This is a genomic window from uncultured Nostoc sp. (assembly GCF_937863485.1).
Classification (GTDB): domain Bacteria; phylum Cyanobacteriota; class Cyanobacteriia; order Cyanobacteriales; family Nostocaceae; genus Nostoc.
Map to the genome: position 1 here is coordinate 1 of NZ_CALMFY010000027.1, position 13,605 is coordinate 13,605.

The window sequence follows — 13,605 nt, forward strand, 5'->3', positions numbered from 1 at the left end:
GGTTTTTTCTTTTCATACGGAAAGAACTACAGTTTTCAAGGTGGACGCGGTTTAACTGAGTTAGACAAACCTCTCCCTGCCTTGAACTTTTGTTCAAGTCTGTCCTTCTCCACCTCGTAGAGGGATTGTTTTTCGTAATAAAATTGAGGTTTTTTATTCGACTAATTAGCGCTCTTTTATTACTCTGAAAAAATAAAATATTTGTAGTAGGGGTTGAACATTCGTGTTACCCAATAAAATCAAGGATTCTTGGTGTTGGGTTACCCTGCGGGAAGCAAGCTACGTGACTCAACCCCTACTACCCCTAAATATTGTTTAGAAGTAGACTTTTGATTTTTGTTGAGTAATTTATTCTTTGGAAGTCCCCAAGGTAAATATTGTAGACAGGACTTACGCAAAATCATGAAAAAACGAACCGCAAAGTACGCAAAGGACACGAAGGAATAAGGTTTCAGAGAGTTATTGCGTAAGTCCTATGTAGATACGGCGCACCCTCAAATAGAGTTGGATCGTAGGTGGGTAAGGTTTTCAGCGTAGATGGATAGTTCATTAAAAGCGGCGGGAAACTCTCTTTCCTTGAGTGGGTGGAGAGGGATAGCCCTTCGGGTTCATTAGTTGCTCATGGGGGAAACCCCCAAAAGCGCATAACTCAGTGCGTTCAAACTTGCATTCGACAACAATTTAGCGAAAACATCAAATTCCATGACTTTTACCGATTACCCAATTACGCCGGAAAAACCGGGCTAAAGCTGATTCTTCTAAAGATAAATAAATTGGGCGTCCGTGGGGACAGGTGCGAGGATTGCGAGTGCGTTGCCAATTATCTAAAAGTGTTTGCATTTCTTGTTGATTCATAGGTGTACCGTTACGAATGGCACTGCGACAAGCGACAGCTACTTGGGCTGTTTGTAAATCGCCTCCCCAACTAAGTTCTAAAATTGCTTCTGCACAGTCGTCTCGCTGCTGTAAAGGTGCAGGGATGTTACGGACAGCCCAAAGTTGTTCGCCAAAGGGTTCTATTTCTAAACCAATGCGTTGCAGTTGCGATACTTGCGCTGGCGACAATTGATAAAGAATGATTGCAGGTTCGACGGGCACAAGTTGCCAATTATCACACAATTGCTCATACAAAACTCGCTCATGGGCAATGTGTTGTTCTACTAACCACATACCACCTGGATGTTCCGCCACAATATAGGTGTTGCTAACTTGAGCGACAGCTTTCAAGGAGTTAGGATTTTTGTGATCTTTGTTGGGATTTTGAGGATTAAAATTGTAGCCACCTTTGGCTTCTGCGGCTTTGAGTAATTTACTAACTCGTGTAGTGTGAACAGCTTCTTTGAGATTGGTAGAAGAGATGCTGAGTGCTTGGTTAATTGCTTGGGTAATTTGCTCTTGCCAATAAATGATTTCGTTCAGGTAAATTTCTGTTTTTGCTGGATTGCGATTCCAATTAATTTGATCGGGAGAAATAGCAAGATGTAAGAAACAAATTGGATAGCGATCGCGTGGTAATGTTTTGTGAAATGCTGATAAAATTGTTTGCTCTAGTTCCGGTGTCTTAACCATCCGGCCGTTAATCGCTACACGTACCCAATCTGGACGATGACGATGAGTGCGATCGGGTAATCCTACCACTAAGTTTAGTGAGGAGTTAGGAGAGAGGCGATTAATCGCGTCTGTACAGGAGTGAGGAGTAGAAAGGCGATTAATCGCGTCTGTACAGGAGTTTGGCGGGTTGGGGAGTTCTAATTTCACTTCTTGCAAATCACCTTGGCGCACCTGCGGTAAAATCTGCGGTAGCAGTTGCCCAGTTGTAGCAGCCGGACAGATGGTGAACCATTGACGGTCATTTTGCCAAATCTGCCAGGTAACATGGGGATGACATAGGGCGATTTGGTGAATTGTGGCTTGCACGGCTTTCATTTGCTGTGCTGCTGTGGGTAATCCCTGACGACGAGATGAGCAATTACCGAAAAGATGAGAAACTGTAACCACTGTACCAGGTGCGATCGCAGTTACTTCAACTTGCACAACTTCCCCGCCATCGCCATAGCTAATCCGCCATCCTAATTTTCCACCCACAGTCCGACTCAAAATTTCCAAATTTGCCAGAGTCGTTAAACTGTGTAACGCCTCACCACGAAACCCTAAACTGTTAATTTTCCATAAATCGGCACTAGAGCGAATTTTACTGGTGCTGTGGGCTGTGGCTGCTTGTTGCAAATCATCTAGGTTCATTCCACAACCATTGTCTGCCACACGAATTCGCCATTGCTGCGGCCAGAGAGAAACCACAATTCGGGTTGCACCTGCGTCTAGGGAATTTTCTACCAATTCCCGCACCACAGAAGCTAAAGAGTCGATTACCTCACCAGCTGTAATGAGATATACGACTTCTGTTGGTAGAGCTTGAATAGTAGATGCCATAAATTATAGTTTATAGCTTCTGGGTGCATGGGAACTGGGGAGGAGATGAGGAAATTGAGGGAGATGAGGAGGCGAATTTACGAGAAATTTTGATTAATTGCCAAGAAAACTCAATTAAAAAAGGATTTTTGATAAATTGCTTCTGAGATTACAACCAAGAAAAGCTTACAAGTAATAATTTAGTTGCTGATCTCCATGATTTAAAGACCCGTTTGCAATCGGGTCAAATAGGTTTTACAATAATTACTGGTTTTTTGTACTGCATATTATACTTCTGGCAAAAATCCGAATCAACAAAAAAGGAACCACAGATAAATAACGATAAATTATCTGTATGTACCTGTGGTCTAATCTTTAAAGCATTGACTTTTACAAGATATCTCTTATGCATTACAGCTTTTTTTATGGCATCACGAAAAATCACTGTCTGCAACATTAATTAACATTAAATTACCTAACTTTATGCTTACCTCTAGGTAATTGTTAATTAGTATCTCTGATAGCCAAAACTTTAGGTGGTTCAGGTTTGAGCAAACCGTTCAACAGGGATGCAGGACGTTGACTGTAAGGCCAAGCAAAGGCATGACGGAAAGCTGCATCTTGACAAGCTTGTAGTTGTTCAAAACTAATAATGTCGTAAGTCAAGAGATTTTCATACTCAAATGGCAAACGCATATTGTGCAACCCAGCATTATCAGTACAGATAGCGATATCGACCCCAGCATCAAAACAACGGTCAAAAACTAATTTGAGTTGACGTATATCTTGCAAAGTACCAGTTTGCAGGTAAGTTGTGGGACAAACCTCTAAACACTGTCCGCGTTTAGCTACATCATTAAGTAACTCTGGATGCAGTAGGGGAATTTGGATACCGTGACCGATTCGCATGAGATAGGGTAACAGTTCTGGGTAACAACCAGCAGTGGTTTCATATAGATGTCCCGTGGTGTTAACGCCCAACGATCGCGCATAATCATATAAGCTAATCCATTCTTCTAAGTGATCGGCATAATAGCTATCACCCCCTGCTACATCTACTGCACAGACATATTGTTTATTTTGCGCCGCCAAATCAATAATCGCCTTATTCACCTCATAGGGTAGGCGCGTGTGCATACAGAGAATTTGGCTAGTAACAATCGGATATTCTGGCTGGTGACTGGCAAGTCCTACTACTTGCACGATTTCTGCCATCTTGTCAATTCTCTGTGATTGATTCAGATGCTCAGGTGTTCGCAAATAAGGAGTGTAGCGCAGTTCCAGATAAGCCAAATTTTCAAAAATGTAAGCACCCCGAACCAAGCGATAGATAAAGTAAGGCAAAGTCTCCACAGTTTGCACACTTTCTACCAGGGTATGTAATTCTAGATACTCATCTAGGGTATTGCGTGGGCGAGTGTAAAAATCTTCAAATTCTGAATAGTCACTAAAGCGGGACATCAACTCCGAAGAATGTCGCTCGAAATATCCCCATAAAACTCGAGGTACGACCGAGCCGCCCAGATGCCTATGTAATTCAGCATATAAAGCCATAGTGGTATTTTTAGGTATAAATTTCACTAATTGTAACAAAAACATAGAAAGAAAAAATCTCTACTCGAAAAAATTTAGCTTTTTGAGCAATTTTTTGTACTGTCGGTAATTGCCTGCAACTGCACTGTAGCTTTGGGAATTATTGATCTGACTCAGATGGGGGTACAGGTTACTGCTGAAGAATGGTATCTAAGTTTGCAGCTACATAAACTCTGGACATCCAACATTATTTGACGTTTCATTGGGTGGAGTCGGTGGATCAATTTTGTCAATTGAGAAAGTGCGACGCCGATAGTGTAGCGTAAAGCCTGCGGCATGGCAACTCTTAGAGACGCTCCGCGTAGCTTGCTTCCCCGTAGGGGAACGCTTAAAGCGTTAGCGAAGCGGTAGCGATAGCGCAGCGTTAGCGAGGAACGAGCGTCCGCAGGAGCGTTACAGCCCGTCGTAGACATCGCCTGTAATATTAGTGATGATGGTGCGCCATCATTACTAATATTACAAATACTTCTGCAATAATAACCCTAACTTTTCCTTCGTCGCCGCTGGTACTTTATCCAACTGAGTCAAAATCGCATACTGCAACGCCGAATGCGCCTCACTCGGCGGTGGATTTTCACTCAAGCGCCGCACAGTTTCTTGAATCACCTTTTGAGCATTCACAGCATTCCGCAGCAAATTGCCAAGCACCATCTCCACTGTCACACTATCGTGATCTGGATACCAACAATCGTAATCTGTCACCAGCGCTAAGGTTGCATAGGCAATTTCGGCTTCCCTTGCCAACTTCGCCTCTGGTAAATTCGTCATCCCAATGATTGTTGCACCCCAACTGCGGTAAAGATTCGATTCTGCCTTAGTGGAAAAAGCTGGCCCTTCCATGCACACATAAGTACCGCCGCGATGCAGAGTAACTTGTGGTAAATTCAGAGATGCGATCGCATCTGCCAACACAACAGCCAAGTTCTTACATATCGGATCGCCAAAGGCAATGTGAGCAACGATTCCCTCACCGAAAAACGTTGAAATCCGATTTTTAGTTCTGTCAATAAATTGATCTGGCACCACCATATCCAGTGGTTTCGCTTCTTCCTTTAAGGAACCTACAGCACTAGCTGAAATTAAATACTCTACACCCAATTGCTTCATCGCATAGATATTAGCACGAAACGGTAACTCAGATGGTAAAAGCGTGTGATTGCGGCCATGACGCGCCAAAAAAGCTACCTGTGTACCATCCAAAGTCCCCAAAATTAAAGCATCCGATGGTGAACCAAAAGGAGTCTCGACTCGCACCTCTTCTAAATCTTTGAGCGCATCCATTTTATACAGACCGCTACCACCAATAATCCCAATACTAGCGTGAGGCATGATTCTGAACCTGTTCCTTGGTGATCTGCTAAGTTATTTTATCGAAAACGGGAGTAGTAAAGAAACCAAGAAACTAGACGATTACATTTTGTGCCGCTAACACTATTGAATTATTACCCATTAATTGTTGGTTGACCGAGCCGCAGAGTTAGTTGACTTAGTTCGGGTTTTGACGCGCTGGCTGTTTAAGTGGGATACAATCTGGTCGGATGCTACAGAAAAGCTATCTGCTGCTCAACAAACAGAAAATTGGTTGAAGCGCGTTCTAGAAATATCGGGTAGAGAACTTGAATCACTGAGCGCTTGACTTCCAGGTTTTAGCAATCAAATTTATGATAATTTTTGAAGATTAATGGTTATGATTAGTCCTTAAGTTAATTATCACCATCGGGTGTAATCGATGCTTAATGTATACAAATATTAAGTAGACGCACTCCTGAGCAGGGAGAGAAAGTAAGGGTTATACTTTTGGGAAAAGGCTTATTTTAACCCCTGTTTTTAACATTTTCATAAATCAATGGCTCTCAATTTTCGCTTTGCAGTAGTCAGCGACTTACACCTGGCACTTCCCCACACAATCTGGGATCATCCCAGCAGATTTCATCTAGTAGAAGTCAGTATCTCGGCGTTTGAAAGTGTACTAGAACATTTAACACAACTCGATTTAGATTTTCTCTTGTTGCCAGGAGATTTAACCCAGCACGGCGAACCAGAGAACCACGCTTGGTTACAACAACGGTTAACCCAACTACCTTTTCCCGTCTATGTTGTTCCTGGTAATCATGACGTTCCTGTACTGTTGGCTGATCAGCAATCAATCGCTTTTGCAGATTTTCCCTACTATTATACGAAGTTTGGCTATGACGATCCACAGCAGATTTACTACATTCGTCAGTTGCTGCCTGGAGTTAAGCTGATTGGACTGAATTCTAACTCCTTTAATGACCAGGGAGAGCAGGTGGGGTGTTTGGATACCAAACAGCTACGGTGGTTAGAAGAGGTGCTAGCGGCGTCTGGTGATGAATTAGTTCTGGTGATGGTGCATCATAATGTGGTCGAGCATTTGCCCAATCAATCGAGCCACCCACTGGCAAATCGCTATATGTTAGCGAACTCAGCAGAATTGTTGCAGTTACTGAGGCGCTACGGAGTCAAGCTAGTATTTACCGGGCATTTGCACGTTCAGGATATTGCTTACTCAGATGGAGTATATGATATTACCACTGGCTCTTTAGTTAGCTATCCTCACCCTTACCGGGTGCTAGAGTTTCATCGGGATAACCAAGGTAAAGAATCGTTGCAAATTTTATCCCATCGCGTAGAGTCAGTGCCTGAGTTCCCCAACTTGCAACAGTCATCGCGGCAGTGGATGGGCGATCGCTCTTTCCCCTTCCTAGTCAAGTTACTAACTCACTCTCCATTAAACTTACCATTATCACAGGCAAAAGAATTAGCTCCTAGTTTGCGAGACTTCTGGTCAACTATTGCTGATGGGGATGCAGTATTAGATTACCCTGATTTTCCGCTAGAAGTGCGGCGTTATATTCAGACCTATAATGCATCACAGCCCAACCCAGGTATGGCTACTAGTGGAATTCCCCTGATTGATAATAACAGCACACTTTTGCTAGGTTAGAAGTGATGAGTAGCCTCTTTCCATCAGCCCCCGTATCATCACGCTGACTGGACTTTGTTTGACAAATCATTCAAAGATTGCACCCAGTATTTATCCTATTCTTGTGTGTTCCTTTTGAGATAGCGATCGCTCCTGCCATAATTGTCCGATCAAAAGTCACCTTGGCAGGGCTACTCCTAACTCCTGTACAGACAAAGATTTTTCGCGTCTCTAATTACCGATATCTTCATTCCAAAGTTCCGGGTTAGTTTGAATAAACTCACTCATCATTTGTTCGCATTCGTCAAGATTAAGATCAATTACTTCCACACCGTGAGATACCATAAATTCTTTGGCACCAGGAAAAGTGCTGGATTCTCCAGCAATGACTTTTTTAATGCCAAATTGTACCACTGCCCCAGCGCACAGATAACACGGCATTAAAGTTGAATAGAGTGTAGTACCTCTGTAGCTGCCAACTCTCCCAGCATTACGGAGACAATCGATTTCAGCGTGAGTGACAGGATCGTCGTCTTGCACGCGTTTATTGTGTCCTCTGCCAAGAATGTTGCCATCCTTGACGAGAACCGAACCAATGGGAATTCCACCTTCTTGTCTGCCTTGTTTTGCTTCTTGAATTGCTGCTTCCATAAACTTATCCATATTAATTCTCCTTTTATGTCAAAACAACTAGTATTAATGGATCACGATGGCGGTGTAGATGATTATCTAGCAACTATGCTGCTGTTGACAATGGATCATATTGAACTCCTTGGTGTTGTCGTCACTCCAGCAGATTGTTATGTCCAACCAGCTGTTAGCGCCACACGTAAAATTCTCGATTTGATGGGATTTTCTCATATCTCGGTTGCAGAAAGCACTGTGCGCGGTATCAATCCATTTCCTACTCTCTATCGCCGTGATTCGTTTATCGTTGACCATCTTCCCATTCTCAATCAAAGCGAAACCATCACTACGTCTCTGGTTGCCGAAACAGGTCAAGATTTTATGATCAAGGTGTTACGTAACGCATCAGACCCCGTAACTTTGATGGTAACTGGGCCGTTGACCACAGTTGCAGTAGCCTTGGACAAAGCACCAGACATTGAAGCAAAGATTCAGAAAATTGTATGGATGGGGGGTGCGTTGAATGTCGGTGGTAATGTGGAAAAAAGTCTGGAAGCAGGACAAGATGGTTCTGCCGAATGGAATGTTTATTGGGACGCAATTTCAGCAGCGCGGGTATGGCAAACGCAAATTGAAATTATTATGTGTCCTTTGGATTTAACTAATAATGTCCCATTCACATCGGAATTAGTGAAAGAAATAGGACGACAACGCCATTATCCCATCTCTGATTTAGCTGGACAATGTTATGCACTAGTTATCCCCCAGGATTATTATTTTTGGGATGTTTTAGCAACAGCTTATCTGGGACACCCGGAATTCTATCAATTGCGCGAATGGGAAACAGAAATTATCACCAGTGGTCTTAGTCAGGGGCGTACTAAAGTAGTTCCTGGTGGTCGGAAAATCTATGCAATGGATAAGGTAGATAAAGAGGCTTTTTATGCTTATATTTTGCAGCAATGGGCAAGATAAAAAACTAAAAAAATAGGTGGCGTGGATACTCAAACTTGTACCTACACAACAAAATCCTCAACTTGTTTGATTTGCTTTTAATAATTGGAAGCAACCCACAATTTCTCTTTCTCCTAGACTTGAGATTTAATATTTAAAGCTCATTTTTGCCCATATATTCTTCTCTAGCTCTTAAAATATCCTCTTTAGACAGTCTTGTTCCTGTTGTATTTATTCTTTGGAAAGCAGTTAACATTTCATCTTTAGTAACTTCATCTATCACTATTATTGGAATCTGATACTCTACAAATGCAGAAATTAACTCATTCAAATTTTTAACAAGGATTTGACTAGCATGGTGTGAAGCTAAAGCAATCTGATGTTTTATAATCTCTTCATGAGAAAATACCGAGGATAAAACTACAATTGTTTCGGAAACATTAACTTGATGAAGATAAGTGAAAATTTTCTTTTCAAGGTCGAAACCTACAGCAAATCGAGAATCTTGACCATTCTCCTTTCTGTGAAGACAGTTGTAGAGTGCTCTGAGTCTTTGAGTACCATCAATAACATACATATATGATGCTTGCTCTTCAGTTTGAGATGAAGTCATAAAATCGTCCTGAGAAAACATGAAATTTTTCTCAGGACTTCGCCAAAAAAGTAGAGTTCCGATAGGTAGACCGTTATAAATACTGTCAAAAAGTTGAATAATTTCTTCTCTACCCCAAACAAAGCGCCTCTGAAACTGAGGTATATGAATTTCTCCTGAATCAATCCTTCTAAAAATTAGAGGGAGACTTTCAATATAATATATAGTTTTAGGCATTGGGATCTTTCTCTGAATCTTCGCTAAGTTCGCTCGTTTCCGTCTTATTATCTCTTATCTCAACAATTATTGACTCTAAAAGATGTAATGTATGACTTATATACCCCACTCTAAAGCGATTTGTTCTATAATCCCATTTCCATTTACTAGTTTTACCTGGCTTCAATCTGTTAACTTCATAAAATTGATGAGTTAAATTTTTAAGTACTTCTTGCAATTGCGTTGTAAGTTGAATTTCAACCTCAATTTCAGAGACTATCCTCTTAAACGATTCATCTATAAAAGGGATATGAATTGTCACATAAAAGTGATAAGCATAATAACCTTCTTCTCTTTCTTGACTGTAAAAATGGCTTTTCAAACCGAGACTTTTTGCATACTTTTTTAGTCGTTCAGCAATAAATTTTGGCCCGTCAATAAATCTACAGACAATGTATCCACGCACTCCATCATTAAAATAAAAGTGTAAGTTTCTAGATGTTACCCAACCTTTTTTAGGTTCTTTTGGAAAATCCTCATTCCATAAAACATTAATTCTGAAAGATTTATCCACAGCAGATTCATATGTTTTTTTAACTACCTTAAGATTAAATGGACTCATTAACAATTCTGAATCCGTCGCTTTTTTATAGTCCTCAGACCATTCGTCAAACTTTTTCTTTAGTGTCTCAAAGAAAACATGGCTCTCTGCGGCAAGATAGGCAATATTAAGATTCGTTTCATATCGGTTTCTGCTAGTATCATCATCAAAATCAGTTTGCAGAAACTCTCCACACCAGCTTTTATATTCTTCAAATGTTTCTGGCTTTCTCATTTAATACTCATGAATTAGGTTGTTAATTGAAAAAATTAACTTGTTGCGTTTAATTCTAAATAAACCTGTTCTTTGGGTAATTATATCTCAAACTTTATTATTTAAAAGCATAAAAAAATACATAGGTTATTAGTTAACTAATAAATTTTAAAGCTAATAAGAGAGCCGCAACAGTTCCGGCAACAGTAATTTCACCTTGGACAATTTTCTCTAAAACTGATTCTACAGGAATAAATACAACTTCAATCTCTTCTGTAATATCTAGTTGTTGCTCTCCAACTTTGCTCACATTCTCTGCTAAAAATAAATGTATTTTATTAGTATCTTTACTCGGCTTATCATATAAAGTTCCAAATTTTATAAATTCTTCGGAAATATAACCAGTTTCTTCTCTTAGTTCTCTAATTGCTGCTACTTCAGCACTCTCTTTTGTGGGGTCGAAATTCCCTGCTGGCAGTTCTAAGAAAAATTCACCTATTGCATGTCTGTATTGCCGGACAAAAATTATCTCTTTGCTACTAGTAATAGGTAAAACCATCGCAACGTCTGGTTTAATACTGACAAAATAATCATCGATAATTTTCCCATTGGGCAATTCTATTTCATCTTGCCTTACCTGACACCAGTAATTATCTAAAACCATTTTTGATTTTAAAGTCTTCCATTTTTTTAAGTTGGTCATAAATTAAGTAACAAATGTATAAAAACTTTATAATGAATGTAAAAAAGTATAACAAATGCATCCCGTAATCTAAACTTTGAACTTACACTGGCTTTCTTGATAACATAATATGCAGCATAAGTATGCAAATAAATGTAAATTTATTTACAGTAAATAAGAGATTTCCGTTGACCATTAGTCGAGGTACAACGGCACAGACAACGAATGTATGGGTGAGGATCTCACATGATGGGAGCGAAGGCTGGGGAGAAGCATCACCATTCGGTGTGGGTAATCATCGGCAATCAACTGATGCAATCAAAGACGGTTTACAGCAAATTGTGCCACTGTTGCAAGCATTCAGCCCCTTACAGCGGCAGCAAATTGAGCAAGTGTTAATACAAACTCAAGTTCCTTCTGCTGCAAGAGCTGCCTTAGATATAGCAATGCACGACTGGTTGGGTAAGTGCGTAGGATTACCTTTGTGGCAAATTTGGGGACTTGATCGCAATCAAATAGTACCGACTTCAGTCACAATTGGGATTAATTCGCCTGAAGGTGCCAGGGCTAGAGCGCGAGACTGGTTACAATTTACTGATGTCCGCCTTTTCAAGGTGAAGCTAGGTAGTCCAGATGGCATAGATGCAGATAAAAAAATGCTATTAGCAGTGCGAGAAGAAGCACCATTACCAGAATTATTTGTTGATGCCAACGGGGGTTGGAGTTTATCAGATGCGATCGCGATGTGCAATTGGCTGGCTAATTTAGGTATAAAGTATGTAGAACAGCCATTGCCACGGGGGCAGGAAGAAAGTTTAGCAAAACTCAAACAACACTCTCCCTTGCCCATTTTTGTCGATGAAAGTTGTTTCACAAGCTCCGATATTCCACATTTGGCAAACTACGTGGATGGTATTAATATCAAACTGATGAAATCTGGGGGACTAACCGAGGCAATGCGAATGGTACATACAGCGCGAGCCTATGGGTTGCAAGTAATGTTTGGTTGCTACTCTGACAGTTCACTAGCTAATACAGCAGCAGTACAGCTAGCGCCACTAGCTGATTATTTAGATTTAGACAGTCACCTTAACTTAATCGATGATCCCTTTACGGGTGCATTGCTAAAAGAAGGGAGAGTTTTGCCAAACGATTTACCAGGTTTGGGGGTACAACACAGTGCGATTACCACTTAATCAACGAGTAGCTATCTTGCTGCATGAGGGAATTAGCGGGCCTAACGGCAAAACAGGGCTAGCAATTTTACGTTATAGTGAAGCCCCAATCGTAGCCGTAATTGATCGCGAGTCTGTTGGCAAATCTCTATCAGAATTAACAGGTATCAAGCGTGATGTACCAATTGTGGCATCAGTAGCCGCAGCCCTAGAGTACAAGCCAGAAGTCTTGGTAATAGGCATTGCTCCAGGAGGCGGTGCTGTACCAGATGATTACTGGGTAGAAATCAAAGACGCTTTAGAAACTGGAATGTCTCTGGTGAATGGTTTACATACACCAATGGCAAATATACCAGAGTTAAATGCACTACTCAAACCTGGGCAACTAATTTGGGATGTCCGAAAAGAGCCGCCTAATATAAGTGTTGCTAGTGGAATAGCCCGCACCCTCCCGTGTCAGCGGGTGTTGACAGTGGGAACGGACATGGCGATCGGTAAAATGTCAACTAGCCTAGAGTTACATTGGGCATCAAAACAACGCGGCTGGAATTCTAAATTCCTCGCCACCGGTCAAACTGGGGTGATGTTAGAAGGGGACGGCGTAGCTTTAGATGCCGTGCGGGTAGACTTTGCCGCTGGTGCTGTGGAACAGATAGTCATGCGCTATGGCAAAAACCACGACATCCTGTACATTGAAGGACAAGGTTCACTGCTACACCCTGGTTCAACAGCAACCCTACCCCTAATCCGTGGTTCGCAACCAACTCAACTGGTTTTAGTACATCGGGCGGGACAAGTTCATGTACGTAATCATCCCCATGTAGTAATTCCACCTTTACCAGAGGTAATTCAGCTTTATGAAACTGTCGCTAGTGCCGGTGGTGCTTTTGGAAGTGTTCCTGTAGTAGGCATAGCCCTTAACACAGCCCATCTAGATGAGTCTGTGGCTGAGGAAAGCATCGCTCAAACAATAGCAGAAACTGGCCTACCTTGCACCGATGTAGTCCGTTTTGATGCCAATGTGCTTTTGGATGCAGTGATGAAGAATTAGATGTAAATTTTACTTCATCCAAAAATGATTCCAACAGATGGAGCGCTAAATGCGATTACCAGTAGAGACCCGAAATCGCTGCACTAACGTGTCTCTACTCTTTTATACCATTTTGGATTTAATAGCGATTCAAAAAATGTTTGCGATAGATTACCCCACCCTAACCCTCCCCTTAGAAAGGGGAGGGAACCGGATTTCTGATCTCCCCCTTAATAAGGGCAGGGCTGTTTCATTCGATAAGAGTAAGAAGCTTGTCAATATCGTTAGAGATAAATCTTTGAGCAATTGTGATAGAAGCATGACGATTTCGACGGAGTATATTGAGTGCGATGCCTACGGCGGGCTACGCCTAGGTTCGCACTCCCGACAGATTCGCAGGAGCATTACCCATGCGTATGGTGGAATGATCTTCATCAAAAATCACATCTTTTAGCCAATGAAGGCGATTCTCAATTCCCCAATGTCCACGAATTCCCTTGGCAAAATCAGTTGCTGAACGAACTAGACTACTAATATAGTAAGCAACTTGGTGATATGGTTTACCAGCA

At 41.4% G+C, this 13,605-nt stretch carries 13 protein-coding genes; 5 read left to right on the top strand and 8 right to left on the bottom strand.

Annotated features, from left to right (window positions below; all coding sequences use genetic code 11):
* Positions 1-693 precede the first annotated feature (693 nt).
* The 3 genes from mutL to Q0541_RS04030 all read right to left on the bottom strand — a co-directional run bounded on the left by mutL (position 694) and on the right by Q0541_RS04030 (position 5,331).
* The gene (mutL, locus tag Q0541_RS04020) at positions 694-2,430 is read right to left on the bottom strand and encodes a DNA mismatch repair endonuclease MutL (RefSeq protein WP_298905870.1); all 1,737 of its coding nucleotides are present in this window, start codon (positions 2,428-2,430) and stop codon (positions 694-696) included.
* A gap of 483 nt (positions 2,431-2,913) precedes the next feature.
* On the bottom strand, positions 2,914-3,963 hold the full coding sequence (locus Q0541_RS04025) for an adenosine deaminase (RefSeq protein ID WP_298905873.1): 1,050 nt from the start codon (positions 3,961-3,963) through the stop codon (positions 2,914-2,916).
* A 495-nt stretch (positions 3,964-4,458) separates the two neighbouring features.
* On the bottom strand, positions 4,459-5,331 hold the full coding sequence (locus Q0541_RS04030; RefSeq protein ID WP_298905876.1) for an S-methyl-5'-thioadenosine phosphorylase: 873 nt from the start codon (positions 5,329-5,331) through the stop codon (positions 4,459-4,461).
* Positions 5,332-5,455: 124 nt separating this feature from the next.
* Between Q0541_RS04030 and Q0541_RS04035 the strand changes: the two genes are divergently transcribed.
* On the top strand, positions 5,456-5,638 hold the full coding sequence (locus tag Q0541_RS04035) for a hypothetical protein (RefSeq protein ID WP_298905905.1): 183 nt from the start codon (positions 5,456-5,458) through the stop codon (positions 5,636-5,638).
* 210 nt (positions 5,639-5,848) lie between these two features.
* The gene (locus Q0541_RS04040) at positions 5,849-6,967 is read left to right on the top strand and encodes a metallophosphoesterase (protein ID WP_298905879.1); all 1,119 of its coding nucleotides are present in this window, start codon (positions 5,849-5,851) and stop codon (positions 6,965-6,967) included.
* Positions 6,968-7,177: 210 nt separating this feature from the next.
* Here the strand turns inward: Q0541_RS04040 and Q0541_RS04045 are convergent, their stop codons facing one another.
* On the bottom strand, positions 7,178-7,609 hold the full coding sequence (locus Q0541_RS04045) for a nucleoside deaminase (RefSeq protein WP_298905882.1): 432 nt from the start codon (positions 7,607-7,609) through the stop codon (positions 7,178-7,180).
* 15 nt (positions 7,610-7,624) lie between these two features.
* On the opposite strand from Q0541_RS04045, the gene Q0541_RS04050 reads away from it, so the two are divergent.
* On the top strand, positions 7,625-8,548 hold the full coding sequence (locus Q0541_RS04050; protein WP_298905885.1) for a nucleoside hydrolase: 924 nt from the start codon (positions 7,625-7,627) through the stop codon (positions 8,546-8,548).
* A 133-nt stretch (positions 8,549-8,681) separates the two neighbouring features.
* Here the strand turns inward: Q0541_RS04050 and Q0541_RS04055 are convergent, their stop codons facing one another.
* From Q0541_RS04055 to Q0541_RS04065, 3 genes are all read right to left on the bottom strand, one after another.
* Complete coding sequence (locus tag Q0541_RS04055) at positions 8,682-9,356, bottom strand: DUF262 domain-containing protein (RefSeq protein WP_298905888.1); 675 nt, start codon at positions 9,354-9,356, stop codon at positions 8,682-8,684.
* Positions 9,349-10,170 carry a hypothetical protein gene (locus Q0541_RS04060; protein ID WP_298905892.1) on the bottom strand — a complete coding sequence of 274 codons (822 nt, stop codon included), beginning with the start codon at positions 10,168-10,170 and terminating at the stop codon, positions 9,349-9,351. Before Q0541_RS04060 ends, Q0541_RS04055 begins: the two co-directional genes overlap by 8 nt.
* A gap of 133 nt (positions 10,171-10,303) precedes the next feature.
* Positions 10,304-10,852 carry an NUDIX hydrolase gene (locus Q0541_RS04065; protein ID WP_298905894.1) on the bottom strand — a complete coding sequence of 183 codons (549 nt, stop codon included), beginning with the start codon at positions 10,850-10,852 and terminating at the stop codon, positions 10,304-10,306.
* A gap of 122 nt (positions 10,853-10,974) precedes the next feature.
* Between Q0541_RS04065 and Q0541_RS04070 the strand changes: the two genes are divergently transcribed.
* Entirely contained in the window at positions 10,975-12,027 is a 1,053-nt protein-coding gene (locus Q0541_RS04070; RefSeq protein ID WP_298905896.1) for a dipeptide epimerase, read from the top strand.
* Positions 12,011-13,057: a DUF1611 domain-containing protein gene (locus tag Q0541_RS04075; RefSeq protein ID WP_298905899.1), complete on the top strand. Its 1,047-nt coding sequence runs from the start codon at positions 12,011-12,013 to the stop codon at positions 13,055-13,057. Before Q0541_RS04070 ends, Q0541_RS04075 begins: the two co-directional genes overlap by 17 nt.
* Before the next feature lie 349 nt (positions 13,058-13,406).
* Here the strand turns inward: Q0541_RS04075 and Q0541_RS04080 are convergent.
* Positions 13,407-13,605 (bottom strand): ISAs1 family transposase (locus Q0541_RS04080; RefSeq protein ID WP_298905902.1); only part of this gene is annotated, 199 nt, incomplete at its 5' end.